The following is a 21885-nucleotide window of genomic DNA, read 5'->3' on the forward strand; positions in this document are numbered from 1 at the left end:
CACTTCGTTTTATCAGGATACGAGGATGAAGCAGTTATTGACATTAGTTGCTTGTCTTGGTTCTTTCTTTCTTTTTTCTCAAAATGAAAGAATAGACGACCTTGCGGTAAAGTTAGCATATCAGAATGCAGACTCTACCAAGGTAGACTTATCGCTAATGCTCATAGAAGAACTCTACGCAATTAAAGATTACAAAAAAGCACTTCCCTACATTAACCAAACGGCTCTGCTTGCTGAGAAATTAAATTACACCAAAGGTTTAGCCGAAAGCACATTTTACAGAGCTTTAATCTATACCGAACGTAACGATTATTACAATGCCATAGATAATTACGATAAATCACGAAAGTATTATCTAACTATTAGCGATACTTTAGGTATTGCTAAAGTCAGCAACAGTATTGGGCTCGTTGAAATAAAACGCGGTAATTATGCCGTTGGACTCAAAAATTCCTTATCTGCAATTGAAATTTTTGAAAAGCAAGATTTAAAAGACGAACTTAGTTCTGCCTATAACAATCTAGCTGAAGCTTACTTTAAGACCAATCAAATTGATAAGGCTATTGACTTTAACATAAAAGCTCTTGATGTTAGAAAGCAAATTAATGACCGAAAAGGCATTATAGCATCCACAAAAAATATTGCTGATCTCTATGCTACTAGAAAAGAACATCGTAAAGCTATTGAATACTACGAAGATGTGCTAGAGATGTTAAATCCTACAACCGATCAGGATTTACGTGGAGAAATACTTCCAAAACTAGGTAGTCAGTATTTGGAATTTAAAGAATACACAAAAGCTTCAGAGTATTTAGTTGAAGGCTTGAGGTATAACCGCAAACAAGGAAATGATGAAGGTATCCTTAGAGCTTTGAATGCCATTGGGAACTTAAATCTTCAAAAACGAAAAGTAAAATTGGCAGAGCTTCAACTTAATGAAGCTTATGCTATTGCCCAAAAAATTGATAATAAAACGGAGCTTTTAGAAAACTATAAGCTTCATATTGCATTAGACTCTACGCGTGGCTATTATCAAAATGCATTCTTTTGGCAAAACAAATATTACGATTTAAAAGAGGAGCTTTCTAAAGTTAATCAACCTGTATTTCCAACAGACGTTGAACCTTTAGACTTAGACGACTCAAATTCTATAGAAGACCAGTTAGATAATTTTGAAGACAATGATAATAAAGCTACAACAACATCATGGCTAGATAATCCTTTAGTTAAATACGGATTACTTGCAGCTTTAGCAATCCTAATAACACTTTTATTGTTTAGCTTTTTAAAACGCAATAAGTACAAAAAATTACTGGCCGAACAGGAAGAAAAATTAGCCCAAGAGAAGGTAAGAAACGAAGCCATATTAGAGCAAACCCATCATCTTGAAGAGGTCAATCAAGTAAAAGACAAACTCTTCTCCATTGTTTCGCATGATTTAAAAGATTCCATTTCATCCATAAAAGCATTTTTAGATTTATTGAAAGAAGACAGTATTTCTAAAGAAGAGTTTAATGATTTAATTCCTGAGTTAAGTGAAAATGCTAATAATGCGTCTTCACTTTTATTCAATTTATTAAACTGGTCTAAATCGCAAATGCAAAGTTTAGAACCAAAACCTGAGCTGTTTAACATCCAAGATGTTTTCCACACCAAAATGGCATTGGTAGAGCAAAAAGTTGAAGACAAGCGTATAGTACTAATTGACGAATCTCAACGCGACTTTATTTATGCCGATAGAAGTATGGTAGAAATTGTAATTCAGAATTTAATTACTAACGCTGTTAAGTTTAGTAGAACAGGTGATGTTATTACGGTTTCTAACCAGGATATTAACGGTAAAGCTTTAATCTGTGTTGAAGATACAGGTGTTGGTATTTCTAGAGAGAACATTGACAAGCTTTTTAATGCCAATAAAAACTTTACAACTGTTGGTACCAAAAACGAAAAAGGGACTGGACTTGGGTTAACAATCGCCAAGGATTTAGTAGAACTAAACGATGGTAGAATTTGGGTAGAAAGTACCGAAAATGTTGGTAGTAAATTCTTTATTGAGCTACCAAAAGCAGCTCCGATAGCATAATTAAACCTTAGGCAAAAACACCTCAGCCATCATACAACGTGCACTACCTCCACCACAAGTTTCTATGGTCTCTAAAGAACTCGATAGAATAGGACAATGCTTTTCAATACTTTTTATCTGGTTTGGCGTTAAACTCTTATGTGCAGCTTCGCTCATTACCAAGTAACGCTGATTATTCTTACCTCTTAGCTGCAACATATTACCAGCAAATTGGTGCATCTGTGCTTCGGTAATTGAAATGATTTCCTTACCATCTTGCTTTAAATGCTTAACCACATTTTTGCGCTCCTTTTTATCGTCTATAGAATCCAGGCAAATCACAGCAAAATTCTCAGCCAAACACATCATAACGTTAGTATGGTATATTGCCAAGCGTTTGCCTTCAACCGTTTGATTAGCTGTAAAAATAACAGGAGTGTATTCAAAGTCCTCACAAAACTCAATAAACAAATCTTCATCAGCTCGTGGAGACAATGCACAGTATGCCTTTCTATTAACGCGATCCATTAAGATGCTACCTGTACCTTCTAAAAAAATACCTTCATGTTCCGCAGAGGTATAATCTACAATATTTTCTATTCTAAAACCTTCTTCCTCCAAGCGAATAAAAACCTCATCTCTTCGTTCCTTTCTTCTGTTTTCTGCAAACATTGGGTATTTAGCCACATCACCATTACTATGAAAACTCACCCAGTTATTCGGAAATATAGAGTCTGGAGTATCCATTAACTGGTCATCTTGCTCAACAATAACATTAATGCCAACAGCTCTAAGCTTTTCTACAAAAGCATCAAACTCTTTTTGGGCTTTAGCATTAATTTCGGCATTTTTAATATCTAAATCTTCCTGAAAATAATTGTTTACAGCAGTTTGTTCGTTCATCCTAAAATTCACAGGACGAATCATTAATATAGTATCTGTTGTTTGTTGCATTAATAGAATTTTGAAAGTGATGCAAAATTAGTCTTTTTTATGATTTGAAAATTAACTCTACGCTCTTTATTTAGTTAAAATCATTAAGTTTGAAGTACAATCTAATGCATCATGAAAAAACTCTTAATTCTACTCATATTTATTACCTCATGTTCTAATAAAACAGAACAAAAAAATGATTCTAAGTCTCATATAGATTTTACAACAGTTTTTGAAAAAAGTAAAGGCTTAGAAACAGCTACTTATGATGAAACTATTCAATTTTACACTGAGTTAGCTGAAAGCTATTCTGAAATTTCAATCCAAGAAATTGGCGAAACCGATTCTGGCAGACCATTGCATATCGTAACCTTAAACATGAACGATTCTGGTGATGATTTTAAAAAACTAAGAACTAACAATAGAATTTTATTAATAAACAACGGTATTCATCCAGGAGAATCCGATGGTATCGATGCCACAATGATGCTCTATAGAGATATTGTACAAGGTAAGATTGAAGCACCAAAACAAACGGTTTTAGTTACCATTCCAATCTATAATGTTGGCGGAAGCTTAAACAGAAATACCGGAACACGAACCAACCAAAACGGACCAAAAGCTTATGGTTTTAGAGGTAATGCTCGTAATTATGACTTAAATAGGGATTTTATAAAATCGGACACCAAAAATGCCAGAACATTTGCTCAAATATTTCATTTAGTACAACCCGATGTATTTATAGACAACCATGTAAGCAATGGTGCCGACTACCAATATACATTAACGCATTTGTTTACGCAGCACAATAAATTAGGAGGCAACTTAGGTGCTTATTTGCATTTAGAAATGATGCCTAAACTTGAACAAAAACTAACCGAAAAAAATTGGGACATTACACCTTATGTCAACGTGTTTAACCGTACTCCAGATGCTGGTTTTTCGCAATTTATGGACTCGCCACGCTACTCTACAGGTTACACCACATTGTTTAATACGCTAGGTATGATGGTAGAAACACACATGTTAAAACCTTATAAACAACGTGTAGAAGGCACATATGAATTAATGAAAAGCATGATAGAAATTACCGAAGAGGATGGTGAAAAAATAGCAGAATCTAAACGGTATCAGGAAAAAACTTGGAAAGCTGGAGCTAGCTATCCTTTAAACTGGACCATAGACACCACGCGATCTTCAACCTTAAAATTTAAGGGCTATGAAGGTGAAATGATTCCAAGCGAACTAACAGGTGCGCAACGCTTAAAATACGATAGATCAAAACCATTTACCAAAGATGTTACCTACCAAAATTACTTTGTTCCAACAACCGAAGTTACCATACCAAAAGCATACATCATTCCACAAGGATGGCATAATGTTGTAGAATTGTTAGAGCTGAACAATGTTGCATTGACCCAGATTGAAAATGATACAACTTTAACTGTAGAATCTTATAAAATAGACCTTTACGAAACCCGAAAAAATGCTTACGAAGGCCATTACCAACATTACAACACCAAAGTAAAATCATCTGAAGAACAAGTAACGTTTAGAAAAGGAGATTATCTGATAAGCACAGACCAAAAAGCTATACGCTATTTACTGGAAACATTAGAGCCTACTGCTCCAGACTCATTCTTTAACTGGAACTTTTTTGATACCATTTTACAACAAAAAGAAGGTTTCTCACCTTATGTTTGGGAAGACAAAGCCAAGCAGTTTTTAAGAGCCAACCCTAAACTTCAAATAGAATATAATATTAAAGTGAGTTATGATGAGGACTTTGCCAATAACTGGTATGCACAATTAGATTGGATACACAAAAAGAGTAACAACTACGAAAAGGCACATTTGCAGTATCCTGTTTATAGACTCAATTAACTCTTGATATTGCGAAAATTTTCAAGTAACTTCGTTTAACATTAGATATAAAACATTAAAACGATTTCATATCAAGTCGTTAGCCACAATATGAAAAATCCATGAGCATAAGTCTTAAGACACATAAAATACTTTGGGGAAAATCAGGAAACCGATGTTCTTTTCCCGATTGCAAAGTTGAACTCGTAATGGATGAATCTGAAAGTGACAATCCAAGTGTAGTTGGACAAGAGGCACATATCGTCGGAAAAAAAATAAAGGGTCCAAGAGGTAATTCATCAATGCCAATTGAGGATAGGGACAAATATGATAATCTAATATTACTTTGCAGTATACATCACAAGCTCATCGATGACCAACCAAATAATTACACTGTAGTTAAGCTTACTGAATTTAAGAAAAATCACGAAGAATGGGTATCAAAAAATTTATCAATCGACAAGCAAAAACAAAAAATTGAATTAGAATATGCACATATTATTGATAAATGGGTAGAATTAGGACGAGTAAGTGAATGGAAAACTTGGGCATCCAACCTACTCTGTTCAGGACAACCATCAATTAGAAAAGAAGTCTATGAAAAATTAAGAGAACTTCAAGAGTTTATTTTTACAAGACATTGGAGCGGAGAAATAGAAGAAATTGAACATGCCTTAAGGAACTTCAATAATGTTTTGAATGATTTTTTTATTGTATTCGATAAACATAAAGTCAAAGAAGATAACTGGTATGATACTGAACGCTTCTACAAAACATCATTCTTCGAACAACATGTTTATTACAGACTTTTAAACGAATTTAACTATCATGTAGACTTAACAGAAGACTTGGTCCTTGAACTGACAAGAGCTGGAAACAGAATAATTAGGGCTGTAAGAAACAATTTGTTTAGCACCTTCAGAAATGATGAGGGAGTATTAATAATTGAGTACGGCCCTACTATGGATTTGAGCTGGAAAACTGTTAGAACAGAATATTTGAATTATAAAGAAAAAGAGGAATTTAACTACATTAATCTCAAGGATTTTATGACACGCAGAAAGACAAGGTCTTACCACTTTGGTGAGGGAGAAAGTTTAAAATATCTATCTGAAAGATTCAATATGTAAAAAAATACTGTGGCTAACGACGGCTATAGTTCATTACGGCTGAAATTCCTAATCGGAATTTCAAGCCTTTTTGCTAAATTTATGGTTACGGCGGAATGATACTCGCGCACCATTCCGTAACGAAACCATAGCCAAAACCGTTAAACGAATCACCTAAAATTCAAAAATATTTATTTTTATCTCAATGTAAAACCAATCAAAAAATAATATAATTTTGTTTAAAATTTTAATAGCGTTATGCGCTCTAAATGAACAAATACATTGTTGTAAATCAGCCTGAAAACTGGAATTTTTCAACTGGTACTATCAACGTAATTTCCTCACAAGATTACCTTACTAATCCAAAGTATGCCCTTTTAAAAAACGCACGAATTTTTAATTTGTGTCGGGATTACTCATACCAATCCAAAGGCTATTACGTTTCGCTTTTGGCAGAAGCCAGAGGACATCTACCAATACCAACCACCAAGAACATTGTTGACTTAAAGACACTAAAACTGGTAAGAATCGTTTCAGATGAGTTTGATGACGAAATTCAGAAAAGCCTAAAAAACATAAAGTCTCGAGAGTTTACGCTTAGTATCTATTTTGGTCAAAATGTCGCTCAAAAGTACAAAGCACTGAGTGCTCAATTTTACAAACATTTTCAAGTACCATTTCTGCGTGTAAAATTCAATTACAACAACAAGTGGAATGTACAAGGCATTAAGGCAATTTCAGAATCCGAAATACCTTTGGAGCATTTCCCTTATGTTTATGAATTTGCCAATCAATATTTTGCAAAAAAACGTTACGACACCGTCAAAGTAGTAAATTACGATTTTGATTTGGCAATATTGGTCAACCCAAACGATCCTGCTCCACCAAGTAATCCTAAAGCCCTAAAAAAGTTTGTGGAGATAGCCGAAAAGATGGACATCTATGCCGAAATTATTGAGCCCAAAGACCTCTCTCGTTTATCTTCGTTTGATGCACTATTTTTAAGACAAAGCACAGAAGTAAATAACGAAGCTTACACTTTTGTCAGAAAAGCACAGCAAGAGGGTATTGCAATTATTGATTATCCAGATGCCATTTTAAAATGCTGTAACAAAGTATATATGGCAGAAGCTCTAAACAACGCCAATATCAGCACACCAAAAACAGTCATTGTTCATGCCAATAACCGAAATTCTGTTTTAGAACAAACAGGATTACCTTGTGTGCTTAAAGCACCAGATTCCACCTTTTCATTTGGTGTAAAAAAAGCTAAAACCAAAAAGGAATTTGATGCATTGGTCGCTGAAATGCTCAAGGAATCGGATTTGATTATTGCACAAGAATTTTGTCCATCAGATTACGATTGGCGCATTGGCATTATTGATAACAAACCATTTTTTGCCTGTAGATATTATATGGCAAAAGGCCATTGGCAGATATACAACTGGAAAGCCACGGACAAAAAAGAACAAGATGGAGATGCCGATTGTTTACCGATTGAAGACGTCCCAAAAAATGTGATTGATATGGCTTTAAAATCAGCTAAATTGATGGGATTAGGTCTTTATGGTATTGATATTAAAGAAATCAATGGAAAGTTAATGGTGATTGAAATTAACGACAATCCTAATATAGATTTTGGTGTTGAAGATGCTCATTATGGAGATGCGATTTACACAGAAGTTCTTTCAGCATTAAAAAAACGATTGGATTAATCATGGCTAAAAAATATCACTTATTCGAAGTTTATGGTATTGAGCTCGAATATATGCTAGTTGACACCAATACCTTTAAAATAGCACCAAAAGTAGATGAGCTTTTAAAGCTAAAAGCTGGTGAATTAACAGCAGACATTGAAAACGGAGATATTGCTTGGAGCAACGAACTGGTGGCACATGTTATTGAATTAAAAACCAATGGTCCAACGACAAGTACCGATGATTTGGCAGAGAAATTCCATAACAATATTTTAGAAATTGATGCGCTTCTCAAACCACTAAATTTACAGCTTTTGGGTTCTGCCGCACATCCGTTAATGAATCCAACAACAGACACTCAACTTTGGAAACACAGTTATAGCGAGGTTTATACACTTTATAACACCATTTTCGATTGTAAAGGACATGGTTGGAGTAATGTACAAAGCACGCACATTAACTTACCGTTTTACGACGATAAGGAATTTGAAAAACTACATGCGGCAATTCGTCTTATTTTACCTTTAATACCAGCTCTTTGTGCTAGCTCTCCAATTCTTGAAGGTGAAATTACCGGATTTAAAGATACACGGTTAGAGTTTTACAGAACCAATCAGAAAAAAATCCCTGAATTAACAGGTTTGGTTATTCCTGAAGCCGTATTTACAAAAGCAGCTTACCATTCTACCATTTTTAAACCTATAAAGAATGCTATAAAACCTTATGACAAAGAAAAGATTTTAGACAAGCATTTTTTAAACTCCAGAGGTGCAATTGCACGTTTTGATAGAAATGCCATTGAAATTCGTTTGATAGATATTCAAGAATGTCCTAAAGCAGATATAGCAATTTGCGCATTCATTGTCGAAATTTTAAAAGCATTGGTTAATAATGAATTTTGCACACTCGAAATTCAAAAAAGTTGGTCTCACCAAGATCTTTATAAAATCTTAATCAACACGATAAAGCATGCTGAAGCATCAAAAATAGAAAACCTAGATTACCTAAAACTATTTGGGCTAAAAGGCACTGCAAGTGCTAATGAGGTTTTAAAACATTTATACAAATCCGTAAAATCAAAACTTCATGAATCGCATTATCAAACTATTGAAATTATTTTAGAAGAAGGTACTTTGGCAACACGCTTGATGAAAACCATTGTTAGCAACACATCCGAAACCAATATAATCAACGTATATGGTCAACTTAAAAACTGTTTAATTAACAACAAACTATTTCAACCTTGAGACTTGTTTTAACCTGTGAGCATGGCGGAATGGATATTCCTGAAGCTTACGAAGCGCTCTTTACAGATAAAAACATTTTAAAAACGCATCGTGGTTATGATTTAGGCGCATTAAATCTGTTCAATCATTTGCAACCATTGGCAAATGCTTCATTTTACAGTACAACTTCAAGATTATTAGTGGAGCTAAACCGATCTATATTTCACAAGCAGTTATTTTCAGAATACACTAAACCGTTATCCAAAATAGAAAAGCGACAAATTATAGATACGCATTATTTACCTTATAGGTTTAGTGTAGAACATGAAATAGCCAAGTTAATTTCATCAAATAACCTTGTTGTGCATTTCTCCATTCATAGCTTTACACCAGAGTTAAATGGCAAAAAACGCCATTGTGATATTGGTCTTTTGTACGATTCAGGTATTAAAAAAGAACAAGAATTTTGTAAACAATTAAAAACTGAAATTTTAAAACAAAATTCTAACCTAAATGTACGTTTTAACTATCCCTATTTAGGAAAGTCAGACGGTTTTACAACTTTTTTACGAAAGCAATTTCCAAATGCTTATCTAGGTATTGAGATTGAAGTAAATCAAAAATTCGTAGTAAATAATACTATGGATACGGAAATAAAAGAAATTCTATTTAAAGTTATCAAAGGATTGCTTTAACATTAGTAGAATCGCTACACCAAAACTCTAATATTAGCATAGCTATTCTCCAAGACTTTTTTTGAAGCTTTATCATCTAGCCATTCTACTTTGGCAATGCCTTCATTTTCTTTTAACAGCAGTTTACCTTAAAAATTAATTTTCATTTCAAACCATAAGTCACTCTTACAGAATAAAATAAAACTCAATAAAGTAAGATTATAACTACTTTAGTCTATATTAGCTAAACTAAACCAACTAAAAAAATGAAAAAAATAATAATTATACTAGTCGCAGTACTATTAACAAACTGTAGTGGTAATGGCGATGAAAGTGAAGTAGAAGTTGTTACAAAAGAACAATTACTAGGTAATTGGCGATTAACTAATATCAATGCTAATGGAGATAACGAAGAAGATGATGAGTGTGAAAGATTGGATATCTTAAAATTTACTTTACAAGATGTTTATGTAGCCAACCATGGTTTTTTTGCTGGTAACTGCGCAATTACTAATGAAACTAAAACTACTTACACTTTAGACAATAATAACTTAAGTTATATAGGAAACCCAAGCAATCCAGAAGAATTTACTGTAGATGGTAAAGTAGAGATTATAGGTAACAATCTTACTGTCACTGAAAAATTTGGAGCTGGTGCTGGTCTAGAAATATTTATAACATCATATACCAAAATAGATGATATTATAGGAAGATGGCAATTAACTAATATCAATGCCAATGGAGACAATGAAGAAGATGACGTTTGTGAAAGAATGGATACTATTGAATTTTTTGAAACTGGCTATATTCATGTAATTAACCATGGTGCGTTAAATGGTGAGTGCATAGTAACCAACAATACATCTACCACATATACTTATGAAAACAATATTATCAGTTATATTGGAAATCCACTTTACCCAGAAGAATTTGCAGTTAATGGAACTGTTGAAATAATAGATAATGAAACACTAACAGTCACTGAAGAAATATACAATAGTGATAACGAATTAGAGATTTATATAACTTCTTACGAAAGAGTCAATTAAAAAAAATTGCTCATTTAAATGCAATTTTAATACTACACTAAAACTCTAATATTAGCATAGCTATTCTCTAAGGCTTTTTTTGAGGCCTTATCATCTAGCCATTCTACTTTGGTAATACCTTCATTTTCCTGAGGAAGCAGTTTTCCCTCAAAATTAGTTTTCATTTCAAACCAGTAAGTTATTTTTATTTTGTGCTTACCGTTACGCTTAAAAATATGGTAAGTTGTTGGTAATGGCCTTACAATTTTAAGACCTTTTACACAGGTCTCCTCTTCTACCTCTCGTATCGCAGTCTGCTCTATGGTTTCTTTGCCTTCGGCTTTTCCTTTTGGCAAATCCCATTTATCGTTTCGGTAAATAAAAAGCACTTCGCCTTTAGCATTGTAAGCCTTGCCTCCACCAGCAACAACGTTAGGTAATAGTTTAAGAAATCGCGGTAATAGTTTCTCTGGGTTTTTATCTATTAAATGTACAGCTTTTAAATCTGTAGAATTTAGGGTCTTAATCACCTTACCAATATTAACAGACTTTAAAAGGTAGGATTTAAAATCTGTTTCTTTTTCTGTTTCAGTAGTTAATATTATAGGTTTATCGCCTACATAAATGGTATACATAGATAGGGTCTGTTACAACTTTACTTTTGTAAAAATATTATTTTTTATGAGAAAGTATTTGAAATGAAAATTAATTTCGTTTTAAATTTCGTAACCTTCAAAATTCATTATTTTTGCATCATGATTTTTAATAAAGAAACCGCTAAAAAAACTGCCGAAGTTTTGTTGCAAATAAATGCAATAAAATTAGAGCCCGAAAATCCGTTTACTTGGGCATCTGGCTGGAAATCACCAATATACTGTGACAACAGAGTAGTATTGTCTTACCCATTAATTCGTAATTACATTAGAGAAACTATGGCCAAACATATTGAAAAGCACTATGGAAAGCCAGATGTTATTGCTGGTGTTGCTACAGGTGCAATTGGTGTAGGCGCTTTGGTGGCAGATTACTTAAACCTTCCGTTTGTGTATGTAAGACCAGAAGCAAAAAAGCATGGTCGCCAAAACCAAATTGAAGGTTACATAGAAAAAGGGCAAACTGTAGTTGTCGTAGAAGACTTAATTAGTACAGGAAAAAGTAGCCTTAATGCAGTTGCAGCACTAAAAGAAGCTGAAGTTAATGTAAAAGGTATGGTTGCCATTTTTACCTATGGTTTTGATGTAGCCACGAAGAATTTTAATGACGCTAATATAGAATTGCACACACTTGGTAATTACGAAAACCTGTTAGAGCAAGCCTTAGACACACATTATATTACTGAAGAGCAACAAGACATTTTAGCACAATGGAATGCCAATCCAAGCAAATGGAACGCTAATTGATATAAAAATGTTGAATCGTTTATTTGTTAAATCGTTTCTGTAATTTTTACAATTTATCAATTCAACGAATAAACAAATTAACGTAAAAACAATAAAAAATGAATTTACAATCACCAGAGGTTACTTTAGATAAATCTGCAGAAGAAACATTCAATTTCTTATCTGATGTTAAGAATTTTGAAGCATTAATGCCAGAAAACATAAGCAAATTTGAAGTATTAGAGGATGACAAATTTCTTTTTGCTTTAAAAGGCATGCCAGAAATTATCTTAAAAAAGAAAGAAGCAATACCAAACAGTAAAATTGTACTAGGTGCTGCTGGCGGAAAACTAGATTTTTCGCTAGTTGCCAACATTACAGAGGTTGAAGCTAACAAGACTGATGTTCAATTAACCTTTGAAGGCGAGTTTAACGCTATGATGGCAATGATGATAAAAGGCCCAATCTCTAAGTTTATTGAGACCTTAACTACTAATATGAAAACTGCTGTTTAATACAGTAAGGTTATTTCTTTTAGGTCAAAGCTTTTTATAATTTCATCTTCTGTCCAGACTTTGAGTTTACCGTTTTTGTGAACTCCTTGAATAATTCCAGAAAACACAGCATTATCAGAGGTTCTAAATGTTGAAGGCTTATCTTTTCTAAAAAGTAGCGATTCATATTCTGTCTTTAATACCTCATATTTTTTAGATTCCAATAATTTGAAATAGAATTGAAGCTGTTTTAAAATTTTAGATAATACTTCATCCTTATTGTAAAGCACACCTGTTAACGTACTCATAGAAGAGGCTTGTGGCAAATCATCAAAATATTTCTGATTTACATTCAGCCCAAAACCTATAATTGAACCTTGAAATTCGTTGTTTTTAATTACATTTTCAATCAAAATCCCACATATTTTCTTGTCTGCTGACAAAATGTCGTTAGGCCATTTAATGCGTAATTGCGGAATTTGCAATGTTTTAAGCGCATTAATAATGGCTAATGAAACAACCATACTAATGTAAAATTGATTGGCAACCTTAAAGCCCGAAAGCTTCTTAAACACACTTACAGTAAGGTTTTTACCTATTTCAGTTTGCCATAAGGTACCCATTTGCCCACGACCCTCAGTCTGTTGTTCTGCAACAACAACCGTAAAATCTTTAGGTAATTTGGCAGATGCCAACGCCTTAAGATAGGTGTTTGTAGAGTCAATGGCATTAAGTTTGATTATATACATTAAAATGGCAATTTTATTTTATAGTTTTCTTATGACAATTAGAGCTTACAAGAACTAAAAAAATAATAACTTTGCATAAATTTAATTCAATTTAATGACGAAAGAAAAAACCAGTGTAGACCAACTCATTACAATAATCATTGAGGGTATTGAAGAGGTTAAAGGAAAAGAAATTACAATTTTAGATTTAAGAGAAATAGAAAACACAGTTTGCGATTATTTTATAGTTTGTGAGGGTACTTCTAACACACAAGTAAACGCTATTGTCAATTCCATACAAAAATTAGTAAGTAAAACCATAAAGGACAAGCCCTGGCATATTGAAGGAACTGATAATGCCGAGTGGGTGCTAATGGATTATGTTAATGTGGTAGTTCATGTTTTTCAGAAACATATTAGAGAATACTACGACATTGAAAGTCTTTGGGGCGACGCTAAAACCACCCAAATAGAAACAAGTTATTAAACACAAATAGATTACCGCATTTGCGGCAACAAGATGGCAAAAGACAATAAAAATTTAAATAAAAAACCTAAAATGAATCCGTATTGGATATACGGAGTTATTATAGCGGTATTTTTATCCATACAATTATTTTCTGGTGGTTTTGGAGGTTCTACAGGAACACAAACTACACCAGCTCAATTTTTAGAATACTTAGAAAACGGTGATGTTGAAAAAGTTGAAGTAGTAAATAAACGTGAAGCAAGAGTTTATTTAACCAAAGAAGCGCAACAGCTAGAAGTTCATAAAAAATCGAAGCCTAATACTATCTTTCCTTCGGTAACACTTATTCCAAATTATAAGTTTGAATTTGGTGATCTTCAAAATTTTGAAAAAGATGTAAATGAAGTTATTAAAGAAAATAACTTAAGTACTAAAGTGACCTACGAAACTGAGCAGAATGTTTGGGGAGACTTATTACTTACTTTACTACCGTTTATTTTAATTATTGGTGTATGGATATTCATCATGAGACGTATGTCTTCTGGTGGTGGAGCTGGTGGTGGAGGTCAGATTTTCAACATAGGAAAATCTAAAGCCAAACTTTTTGATGAAAAAACCGATACCAAAACATCATTTAAGGATGTTGCAGGTTTAGAAGGAGCAAAAGAAGAAGTACAAGAGATTGTTGACTTCTTAAAATTCCCTGAAAAATACACCGCTTTAGGTGGTAAAATACCAAAAGGAGCATTACTTGTAGGACCTCCAGGAACTGGTAAAACATTATTGGCAAAAGCTGTAGCTGGTGAAGCTAAAGTGCCTTTCTTCTCTTTATCAGGTTCAGACTTTGTGGAGATGTTTGTAGGTGTTGGTGCATCTCGTGTAAGAGATTTGTTTAAGCAAGCTAAAGAAAAATCACCTTCAATTATTTTTATTGATGAGATTGACGCAATTGGTAGAGCTAGAGGAAAAAATAACTTTTCAGGTTCTAATGATGAGCGCGAAAATACCTTAAACCAGTTATTAACTGAAATGGATGGCTTTGGCACCAATACTAACGTTATTGTACTAGCTGCAACAAACAGAGCAGATGTATTAGATAGTGCTTTAATGCGTGCTGGACGTTTTGATAGACAAATCTATGTGGATTTACCAGATGTAAGAGAGCGTAAAGAAATTTTTGAAGTACACTTACGTCCACTTAAAAAAGAAGAAACACTCGATATTGATTTCTTAGCAAAGCAAACTCCAGGTTTTTCTGGTGCTGATATTGCCAACGTATGTAACGAAGCTGCTTTAATAGCTGCAAGAAAAGGTAAAAAAGCTGTAAACAAACAAGATTTCTTAGATGCTGTAGATAGAATTATTGGTGGTCTAGAAAAGAAAAACAAAATTATTACACCAGACGAGAAACGTGCTGTTGCATTCCACGAAGCTGGTCATGCTACTGTGAGTTGGATGCTAGAACATGCTGCTCCACTAGTAAAAGTAACCATTGTACCTAGAGGTCGTTCTCTTGGTGCAGCATGGTACTTACCAGAGGAGCGCTTAATTGTTCGTCCAGAACAAATGCTAGACGAAATGTGTGCAGCATTAGGTGGTAGAGCTGCAGAAAAAGTAATTTTTAATAAAATATCTACTGGTGCATTAAGCGATTTAGAAAAAGTAACTAAACAAGCTAGAGCTATGGTTACCATTTATGGACTTAGTGACAAAGTCGGTAACTTAACGTATTATGATTCTTCTGGGCAATCGGAATATGGTTTTACAAAACCATATAGCGAGCAAACTGCAGAACTTATTGATAAAGAAATATCTAATATTATAGAAGAGCAATACGAGCGAGCTATACAACTTTTAGAGCAAAATAAGGATAAGCTTACTGAGTTAGCTGAAGTATTGTTAGATAAGGAAGTTATTTTTAAAGACAATCTAGAAAAAATATTTGGCAAACGTGCGTTTGACAAAGAAGAAACAATAGCTGAAGAAGAAGAGTAACTGTCTGTACTGTATTATAAAAAACTTAAATTGACTATATGTTAATTTAAGTTTTTTTATATTTGATAAATTCATATATATCAGGATTAATAGCAACAATTGAATGAGCTTATTTCGTAAATTCTTTGGAAAAAAATCAGAACAGTCCGAAGAACACATACCAAATCAAGAGCGTGGCAAATACATGCCAGAAGTTAAGTTGCCTGCTGATGAACGTTTTACAATAAATTTTAAAGCCAACGGTGGGAAATTCTTGTATTGTGAAAACATGGAAGAAGTTAAAGAGAGTTTCAACTCTATCCTAGACGAAAACCAATGGCATGATGATAAAGTTTTTCTGATTGATGAACGTTTATCTGCCTTATTTAAAGACTTCAACCTTAAGAGTACTAAAAAAATTTCAGAAAGCTCATATTTTTTATCCACTTGCGAGTATCTTATTTCAGATGATGGTTCGTTGTTAATATCCTCAAATCAAATTGCTGAGAAAAAGCTTAAGGAATTACCAGAGCATTTTATAATATATGCTACTACGAGCCAATTTGTAGAAAGTATTGGTGAAGGGTTAAAAGGTATAAAAGAGAAAAGCAAAGCAGCAATCCCAACAAATATTACTACCATAAAGCATTTTAAAACTGCTGACGATAAAGATTTTTTAACTTACGGCAGTAGTTCAAAAAACTTGTACTTACTTCTACTAGAGGATTTATAATGAAGGAGCTATCTATAAGAGCCATATCTGGTGCTATATATGTTTTATTGCTCATAGGTTCACTATATTTTCAAACTGGACTAGTAATAATACTTGCGCTTTTTGGCATTATTAGTTTAATGGAATATAGTAAACTGATAAAACTAAAAGGCTATGCGCAATATGTTATATTCATCATTCTGTATGGTCTTTTTTGGTACATAACCCTTTACAAAACAACTTTATTTAATAGTGCTGAAGCTATTAATATATTATTGGTCGTTACTATTTTTGTAAATCTTATCTTATTGAAGGATTTATTCACTTTTAAAAAAATTCCGCTTTTTGAAACCAAACGTTATATTACCACTACGTTTTACTTAAGCAGTGGTTTTGTATTTTTGTTATTAATTGCCAATTTTCAAAACACCTTTACTCCGTTATTGCTTTTAGGAGCATTTATTTTGGTTTGGATCAATGACAGTAGTGCTTATTTAGTTGGGAAAAATTTTGGGAAACAAAAATTATTCCCAAGGGTTTCGCCAAAAAAAACGGTAGAAGGTTTTTTAGGCGGCTTATTTTTTGCCCTTGTAGCGAGTTATTTTATTGCCAAATATACCGAGACTCTCAATTCCACCCATTGGTTAATTATGGCAATTATAGTCAGTGTTTTTGGTACTTTTGGAGATTTAATAGAGTCAAAGTTTAAACGTCAAGCAGAGGTAAAGGACAGCGGTGTGATAATGCCAGGACATGGAGGTCTGCTAGACCGACTAGATAGTCTTATCTTTGCAGCACCATTTATATATTTACTTTTAAGTATTATCAATTATGTTTCATAAAGAAGGTCATAAAATCATATTCATTACGCTTGTAATTGTAGTTGGATCGTTTTTTTTAATCGATGAATTTATCACTAACGAATGGTTACGCAAAGGGCTAATGATAGCTGTGCTCATATTTTTTATACTCATTCTTCAATTTTTCAGAAACCCTAAGCGTCATACACATGCCAATGAAAAACATGCCTTATCTCCTGTAGATGGTAAAGTTGTGGTAATTGAAGAAGTTATGGAGAATGAAGTTTTTAAGGACAAACGTATTCAGGTATCTGTATTTATGTCGCCAATAAATGTACATGTTACCCGATATCCAATAAGTGGAAATATTAGTTATAGTAAATATCATCCTGGTAAATATTTAGTAGCATGGCACCCAAAGGCAAGTGAAGAAAACGAACGTACAACTGTTGTTGTAGAGAACGAAAGTTTTGGCAAAGTACTTTACAGACAGATTGCTGGTGCTTTGGCTAAACGAATTGTAAACTATGCTACACTAAATTCTAAAGCAATCCAAGGTACTGATTCTGGCTTTATAAAATTTGGCTCGCGAGTAGATTTATTTTTACCTTTAGATGCCGATATTAAGGTTCAACTTAATCAAAAAGTTCGAGGTGGTGAAAGTATCATTGCCGAAATGAAATGACTTCTGAAGAATTAAATATAGAATTTGAAGCAGCTGTTGATCGTGTAAACAATCATACAGAACCATTTCCTGCTGATTTTTTACTACGATTATATGCGTTTTACAAAAAGGCTACCAACGATTACGGAAGACCTAGCAGTAGCAAACCTATAATTAATGCTTTTAAGACAAATGCTTTATTTCAAGTACAAGATATAAGTGAAGACGAAGCTAAACAAGAATATATTAATCTTGTGAATAATTATTTTTTGTACAGAAAATAGAATCCCCTTTTTTATAATCTCAATAGTGTCTCCGGTAAACATTCATATGTTTAGAAAATAGTATAAGATCCAAATAATGATATTGCCCCATTGGCATTAAGATTCAGGTTCTTAGAGTCACGTAAGTTTTTAGTAAAATAATAATTTAATCCAATCGCGAACTTATCATAGTTTAAACCTACACCTGAATAAAAACTGTAGTTTTTTTCATTTTCCGCAAATTTAAATGGATGATTACTATGATTATTTATTTCTTGAGTATAATCAGCGGACATAATTATATTAGACGCAATTGCTAAATGAGTAAAAATCTGTGTTTTCTCATTAAATTTCATATAATACCTAACACCAATAGGTAATTCAATAAATGAAATAGATGATATATTTACATCATAATCTGCATCATAATTTAATTCGTGGTCTTTAACTTCTTTAGAGCCAGACAAATCAGAAAAGCTTTGGTAAATAGGAGAAATGAATATACTCCATTTATTATTATTTATTGGTAAAACCAACTCTAGTTCACCACCAAAGAAAAAATTGGTTTGACCATCAAATTTTATCTCATCCTTTCCTGTAGATGTACCAGTACCCCCTCCTGCACTCGGTGGTAAACTAAAACTATACTTAAAAGAAAGTTTATTAGTAATAGAATTATGAAAATTTAATCCAGCTATAGCTTTTAGCCTTAATAATGTTTTAGTTCTTTTGTCAAAAATATTTTCAGAACCACCTCCCTTGCATGTATTATATTTTGAGAAAAGCTTAATTAATTCTTGCTCTCTATAGTGTAGTTTCTTAAAATCTGCCAATGTTATACCATCACATTTTAAATTTGAATATAAATCATTCTTATACACATTAGAATTTTTCTTTTTATTCTCTTTGTCATTTTTGTTAGGCTTAGGCAATAGAACTAAACCTTGGTTATCTAGCTCATAAAAAAAATAAGACCTTTCGTTAAAATATTCATAAACTGAGCCTTCACCTCTTAACAGCACTTTAAAAAACACATCCTCTCCCTCATGCTTTATTACTTGGTAATTGTCATTTTTTATATCTTGAGTTAGTTTTTCTTTAACATAAAATAAATCTGTATCCAGAATTCTAAACTCTTTTATTTGTAGCATAGATACAGTTTGTACCTTATCGTTTTTATTTAATTTATATTCAAAACTATCTGGTAACCTATTCCAATCTTTATTTTTTATTAGACAGTCTACTTTTTGATTATTATTATAAATAAAGTAACCATTTTGAAAATTGACTTGGGAAAATATTGTCGCTGAGCTTAATAAAAGCAGTAATAAAATAAAGTTTCTCATAAAAACTAAAATCCTGGTAAAGGGGCTTTAAAAATTAATTAATGTTCAAAATATATCTACAAGCCATAAGTTTGCTTGATAAATATAATTTGCAATTATATATCCTTTTTTTTTATTTAAAAAATTAATCTCTAATCAAAGGCATTGTAGAGCAACGCAATAAACCTTCTTGCTTTGCAATTTCTGCATAAGGCACTTCTTCAACGGTAAAACCGTTTTCTCTCAACCAAGTGTTTAATCTTGTAAAATTACGTTCAGAAATAATAACATCTTCTGATATTGAAAACACATTACTGTTCATATTATACATTTCGTCTTTAGTAATCTCGAATATATTTTCTTTACCAAAGAAATCTACTAACCACTCATATTCCTTCTCAATTAAAAATCCATTTTTGTGAAGTATAGCTTTGCCCTTCCCTATGGGCTGGAAGCAACAATCTAAATGCAACGCATTTTCTTTAGGATCTGTGTTAGATTTTCTTAGTTCAAAGGCTTTGACAGTTTTATCTGGAAATAATTCTTGAATAGCAATAACAGCATCCATATTAGTACGTGCTGTGATATAATCTGAATAATCTTCGCCAGAATATGTACCAATAAAAATATAATCGTTCCAAGGCATTACATCACCACCTTCAACATGACACTCTTCTGGTAACAAAATTACTTTATCGTCATCTATTTGTTTTATGACATGCTGAATGGCTTCATATTCGCGTTCTCGATCTGGTAAAATATTAGCCTTTATAAGTTTATCTTCTATAACAAAAGCAATATCTCTCGAAAAAATTTGATTGTAATCTTCAATGACCTTAGGTCTAAATACTTTTACATCATATTTTTCAAAAACTTTAACCACAGCATCCATCTCCTTTACCATATCTTCTTCTATGGGATAAGTACCAGCTTTAATATGTTGAATAGATTTAGGGTCGTAAGCGTCTTCAATTGTTGGTTGTGGACCGTTGCTTTCTGCAGTTCCTAAAATTACTGCCCTAAGACGTGAAGTTTCGTTTTGTATATTTAGTTTCATAGATGCTCAAAATACAAAAAAGCTTCATAAAGATTATGAAGCTTTCTATGCTTTATGATAAACTATCTTTTTTCAATAGACTTAAATGGCCTATAGGTTTCACCAATATATAATTGTCTAGGACGGCCAATTGGCTCTTTACGCATGCGCATTTCACGCCACTGTGCTACCCAACCAGGTAAACGACCTAAAGCAAACATTACGGTAAACATTTCTACAGGAATCCCCATAGCTCTGTATATAATACCTGAATAAAAATCTACGTTAGGATATAATTTTCTATCTACAAAATACGGATCTTCCAAGGCTTCTTTTTCAAGACCTTTTGCGATATCCAAGATTGGATCATCTACACCTAAGTCACTTAAAACTTCATCTGCAGCCACTTTAATAATTTTAGCTCTAGGGTCAAAGTTTTTATATACGCGATGACCAAAGCCCATTAAACGGAAAGGATCATTCTTATCCTTTGCTTTTGCCATATATTTTTTAGTGTCTCCACCATCTTCTTTAATAGCTTCTAGCATTTCTAAAACCGCTTGGTTTGCTCCGCCATGCAATGGTCCCCAAAGTGCTGAGATACCAGATGCTAAAGACACAAATAAACCAGCATGGGAAGAACCTGCAATTCTTACTGTAGAAGTAGAACAGTTTTGTTCATGATCTGCATGTAAGATTAAAAGCTTATCTAGTGCATTGACTAAAATAGGATTTTGCTCGTATTCTCCATTTGGACTTTTGAACATCATTTTTAGAACATTCTCAACATAACCCAATTTATCATCACCATAATCTAAAGGTAAACCGTGCTTTTTACGCATAGTCCACGCTACAAGTACAGGAAACTTACCTAAAATTCTAACGATTGCATTATACATTGCTTCTTCAGAATTTACATCTACAGAAGTTGGGTTAAATGCTGTTAAAGCACTTGTTAATGATGATAACACACCCATTGGATGAGCTGACTTAGGAAAAGCATCTAAAATCTTTTTAACATCATCATCTACAACTGAATGCGATTTGATATCTGAATGAAACCTCTCTAACTCTTCATTTGTTGGTAATTCACCAAATATGAGTAAATAAGCTACTTCAAGGAAATCTGCTTTTTCAGCTAATTCTTCAATAGAATAACCTCTATATCTTAGAATGCCTTTTTCACCATCAAGGAAAGTAATAGCACTTTCACAACTTCCTGTGTTTTTATATCCAGGATCTATTGTTGTAACTCCTCCTGTAGCACTTCTTAGTGTCTTAATATCTATTGCAACTTCATTTTCTGAACCGACTACTAAAGGGAATTCATATTTTTCGCCATTAATTTCTAAGGTAGCTTTATCTGACATATGTTCTGTATGATTTTTAATTTTTAAGGATTGTAAAATTACAAAATATCAAACGATTTAGAAAGCGTATTTATAATCG

The 21885-nt window shown here is 32.9% G+C and carries 21 protein-coding genes; 15 read left to right on the top strand and 6 right to left on the bottom strand.

Annotated features, from left to right (window positions below; all coding sequences use genetic code 11):
• Positions 1-25: 25 nt before the first annotated feature.
• Positions 26-2083 (top strand): tetratricopeptide repeat-containing sensor histidine kinase, encoded by a 2058-nt coding sequence (locus tag ACFFGA_RS08820; RefSeq protein WP_386062659.1) that lies wholly within the window; start codon positions 26-28, stop codon positions 2081-2083.
• Here the strand turns inward: ACFFGA_RS08820 and ctlX are convergent, their stop codons facing one another.
• Complete coding sequence (gene ctlX / locus ACFFGA_RS08825; RefSeq protein WP_386062662.1) at positions 2084-3016, bottom strand: citrulline utilization hydrolase CtlX; 933 nt, start codon at positions 3014-3016, stop codon at positions 2084-2086.
• A 111-nt stretch (positions 3017-3127) separates the two neighbouring features.
• Here ctlX and ACFFGA_RS08830 point away from each other — a divergent pair, with 111 nt between their 5' ends.
• From ACFFGA_RS08830 to ACFFGA_RS08855, 6 genes are all read left to right on the top strand, one after another.
• Positions 3128-4879 carry a M14 family metallopeptidase gene (locus tag ACFFGA_RS08830; protein ID WP_386062665.1) on the top strand — a complete coding sequence of 584 codons (1752 nt, stop codon included), beginning with the start codon at positions 3128-3130 and terminating at the stop codon, positions 4877-4879.
• A gap of 101 nt (positions 4880-4980) precedes the next feature.
• A complete protein-coding gene (locus ACFFGA_RS08835) occupies positions 4981-5988 on the top strand; it encodes a hypothetical protein (protein WP_386062668.1) in 1008 nt (335 codons plus the stop codon).
• Positions 5989-6236: 248 nt separating this feature from the next.
• A complete protein-coding gene (locus tag ACFFGA_RS08840; RefSeq protein ID WP_386062670.1) occupies positions 6237-7682 on the top strand; it encodes a RimK family ATP-grasp domain-containing protein in 1446 nt (481 codons plus the stop codon).
• A 2-nt stretch (positions 7683-7684) separates the two neighbouring features.
• Positions 7685-8911, top strand: coding sequence for a glutamate-cysteine ligase family protein (locus ACFFGA_RS08845; RefSeq protein WP_386062673.1), 1227 nt, complete (start codon positions 7685-7687; stop codon positions 8909-8911).
• Positions 8908-9585, top strand: a complete 678-nt coding sequence (locus tag ACFFGA_RS08850) for an N-formylglutamate amidohydrolase (RefSeq protein ID WP_386062675.1) — start codon at positions 8908-8910, stop codon at positions 9583-9585. The genes ACFFGA_RS08845 and ACFFGA_RS08850 overlap by 4 nt, the downstream gene beginning before the upstream one ends.
• A gap of 245 nt (positions 9586-9830) precedes the next feature.
• Complete coding sequence (locus ACFFGA_RS08855) at positions 9831-10613, top strand: lipocalin-like domain-containing protein (RefSeq protein WP_386062678.1); 783 nt, start codon at positions 9831-9833, stop codon at positions 10611-10613.
• A 32-nt stretch (positions 10614-10645) separates the two neighbouring features.
• On the opposite strand, the gene ACFFGA_RS08860 is transcribed toward ACFFGA_RS08855, so the two are convergent.
• Complete coding sequence (locus ACFFGA_RS08860; protein WP_386062680.1) at positions 10646-11227, bottom strand: NUDIX hydrolase; 582 nt, start codon at positions 11225-11227, stop codon at positions 10646-10648.
• A gap of 120 nt (positions 11228-11347) precedes the next feature.
• Between ACFFGA_RS08860 and pyrE the strand changes: the two genes are divergently transcribed.
• Positions 11348-11992 carry an orotate phosphoribosyltransferase gene (pyrE, locus tag ACFFGA_RS08865; RefSeq protein WP_386062683.1) on the top strand — a complete coding sequence of 215 codons (645 nt, stop codon included), beginning with the start codon at positions 11348-11350 and terminating at the stop codon, positions 11990-11992.
• Between the two features lie 98 nt (positions 11993-12090).
• Complete coding sequence (locus tag ACFFGA_RS08870) at positions 12091-12486, top strand: SRPBCC family protein (protein WP_386062686.1); 396 nt, start codon at positions 12091-12093, stop codon at positions 12484-12486.
• Here ACFFGA_RS08870 and ACFFGA_RS08875 read toward each other — a convergent pair.
• Positions 12483-13214, bottom strand: coding sequence for a biotin--[acetyl-CoA-carboxylase] ligase (locus ACFFGA_RS08875; RefSeq protein ID WP_386062689.1), 732 nt, complete (start codon positions 13212-13214; stop codon positions 12483-12485). The genes ACFFGA_RS08870 and ACFFGA_RS08875 overlap by 4 nt on opposite strands.
• A 94-nt stretch (positions 13215-13308) precedes the next feature.
• Here ACFFGA_RS08875 and rsfS point away from each other — a divergent pair, with 94 nt between their 5' ends.
• The 6 genes from rsfS to ACFFGA_RS08905 all read left to right on the top strand — a co-directional run bounded on the left by rsfS (position 13309) and on the right by ACFFGA_RS08905 (position 18096).
• On the top strand, positions 13309-13680 hold the full coding sequence (gene rsfS / locus ACFFGA_RS08880) for a ribosome silencing factor (protein ID WP_386062692.1): 372 nt from the start codon (positions 13309-13311) through the stop codon (positions 13678-13680).
• Positions 13681-13713: 33 nt separating this feature from the next.
• Positions 13714-15657 (top strand): ATP-dependent zinc metalloprotease FtsH, encoded by a 1944-nt coding sequence (gene ftsH / locus ACFFGA_RS08885; protein ID WP_386062695.1) that lies wholly within the window; start codon positions 13714-13716, stop codon positions 15655-15657.
• Between the two features lie 103 nt (positions 15658-15760).
• On the top strand, positions 15761-16369 hold the full coding sequence (locus tag ACFFGA_RS08890; protein WP_386062698.1) for an LUD domain-containing protein: 609 nt from the start codon (positions 15761-15763) through the stop codon (positions 16367-16369).
• Entirely contained in the window at positions 16369-17190 is an 822-nt protein-coding gene (locus tag ACFFGA_RS08895) for a phosphatidate cytidylyltransferase (RefSeq protein WP_386062701.1), read from the top strand. The genes ACFFGA_RS08890 and ACFFGA_RS08895 overlap by 1 nt, the downstream gene beginning before the upstream one ends.
• Positions 17180-17833 carry a phosphatidylserine decarboxylase family protein gene (locus tag ACFFGA_RS08900; RefSeq protein ID WP_386062703.1) on the top strand — a complete coding sequence of 218 codons (654 nt, stop codon included), beginning with the start codon at positions 17180-17182 and terminating at the stop codon, positions 17831-17833. The genes ACFFGA_RS08895 and ACFFGA_RS08900 overlap by 11 nt, the downstream gene beginning before the upstream one ends.
• Positions 17830-18096, top strand: a complete 267-nt coding sequence (locus tag ACFFGA_RS08905) for an acyl-CoA-binding protein (RefSeq protein ID WP_386062705.1) — start codon at positions 17830-17832, stop codon at positions 18094-18096. The genes ACFFGA_RS08900 and ACFFGA_RS08905 overlap by 4 nt, the downstream gene beginning before the upstream one ends.
• Positions 18097-18146: 50 nt before the next feature.
• Here ACFFGA_RS08905 and ACFFGA_RS08910 read toward each other — a convergent pair whose 3' ends face one another.
• From ACFFGA_RS08910 to ACFFGA_RS08920, 3 genes are all read right to left on the bottom strand, one after another.
• Positions 18147-19421 carry a hypothetical protein gene (locus tag ACFFGA_RS08910; RefSeq protein ID WP_386062708.1) on the bottom strand — a complete coding sequence of 425 codons (1275 nt, stop codon included), beginning with the start codon at positions 19419-19421 and terminating at the stop codon, positions 18147-18149.
• Positions 19422-19545: 124 nt separating this feature from the next.
• A complete protein-coding gene (locus tag ACFFGA_RS08915; RefSeq protein ID WP_386062710.1) occupies positions 19546-20457 on the bottom strand; it encodes a dimethylarginine dimethylaminohydrolase family protein in 912 nt (303 codons plus the stop codon).
• Positions 20458-20519: 62 nt separating this feature from the next.
• Positions 20520-21806: a citrate synthase gene (locus ACFFGA_RS08920; RefSeq protein ID WP_386062713.1), complete on the bottom strand. Its 1287-nt coding sequence runs from the start codon at positions 21804-21806 to the stop codon at positions 20520-20522.
• Positions 21807-21885: the final 79 nt, after the last annotated feature.

Origin of the sequence: Winogradskyella pulchriflava, from assembly GCF_042434315.1 — a bacterium.
GTDB lineage: Bacteria > Bacteroidota > Bacteroidia > Flavobacteriales > Flavobacteriaceae > Winogradskyella > Winogradskyella pulchriflava.

Coding starts and splice junctions, on each gene's coding strand:
- ACFFGA_RS08820 (WP_386062659.1), top strand. CDS start 26: ATGAAGCAGTTATTGACATTAGTTGCTTGTCTTGGTTCTTTCTTTCTT.
- ctlX (WP_386062662.1), bottom strand. CDS start 3,016: ATGCAACAAACAACAGATACTATATTAATGATTCGTCCTGTGAATTTT.
- ACFFGA_RS08830 (WP_386062665.1), top strand. CDS start 3,128: ATGAAAAAACTCTTAATTCTACTCATATTTATTACCTCATGTTCTAAT.
- ACFFGA_RS08835 (WP_386062668.1), top strand. CDS start 4,981: ATGAGCATAAGTCTTAAGACACATAAAATACTTTGGGGAAAATCAGGA.
- ACFFGA_RS08840 (WP_386062670.1), top strand. CDS start 6,237: ATGAACAAATACATTGTTGTAAATCAGCCTGAAAACTGGAATTTTTCA.
- ACFFGA_RS08845 (WP_386062673.1), top strand. CDS start 7,685: ATGGCTAAAAAATATCACTTATTCGAAGTTTATGGTATTGAGCTCGAA.
- ACFFGA_RS08855 (WP_386062678.1), top strand. CDS start 9,831: ATGAAAAAAATAATAATTATACTAGTCGCAGTACTATTAACAAACTGT.
- ACFFGA_RS08860 (WP_386062680.1), bottom strand. CDS start 11,227: ATGTATACCATTTATGTAGGCGATAAACCTATAATATTAACTACTGAA.
- pyrE (WP_386062683.1), top strand. CDS start 11,348: ATGATTTTTAATAAAGAAACCGCTAAAAAAACTGCCGAAGTTTTGTTG.
- ACFFGA_RS08870 (WP_386062686.1), top strand. CDS start 12,091: ATGAATTTACAATCACCAGAGGTTACTTTAGATAAATCTGCAGAAGAA.
- ACFFGA_RS08875 (WP_386062689.1), bottom strand. CDS start 13,214: ATGTATATAATCAAACTTAATGCCATTGACTCTACAAACACCTATCTT.
- rsfS (WP_386062692.1), top strand. CDS start 13,309: ATGACGAAAGAAAAAACCAGTGTAGACCAACTCATTACAATAATCATT.
- ftsH (WP_386062695.1), top strand. CDS start 13,714: ATGGCAAAAGACAATAAAAATTTAAATAAAAAACCTAAAATGAATCCG.
- ACFFGA_RS08890 (WP_386062698.1), top strand. CDS start 15,761: ATGAGCTTATTTCGTAAATTCTTTGGAAAAAAATCAGAACAGTCCGAA.
- ACFFGA_RS08895 (WP_386062701.1), top strand. CDS start 16,369: ATGAAGGAGCTATCTATAAGAGCCATATCTGGTGCTATATATGTTTTA.
- ACFFGA_RS08900 (WP_386062703.1), top strand. CDS start 17,180: ATGTTTCATAAAGAAGGTCATAAAATCATATTCATTACGCTTGTAATT.
- ACFFGA_RS08905 (WP_386062705.1), top strand. CDS start 17,830: ATGACTTCTGAAGAATTAAATATAGAATTTGAAGCAGCTGTTGATCGT.
- ACFFGA_RS08910 (WP_386062708.1), bottom strand. CDS start 19,421: ATGAGAAACTTTATTTTATTACTGCTTTTATTAAGCTCAGCGACAATA.
- ACFFGA_RS08915 (WP_386062710.1), bottom strand. CDS start 20,457: ATGAAACTAAATATACAAAACGAAACTTCACGTCTTAGGGCAGTAATT.
- ACFFGA_RS08920 (WP_386062713.1), bottom strand. CDS start 21,806: ATGTCAGATAAAGCTACCTTAGAAATTAATGGCGAAAAATATGAATTC.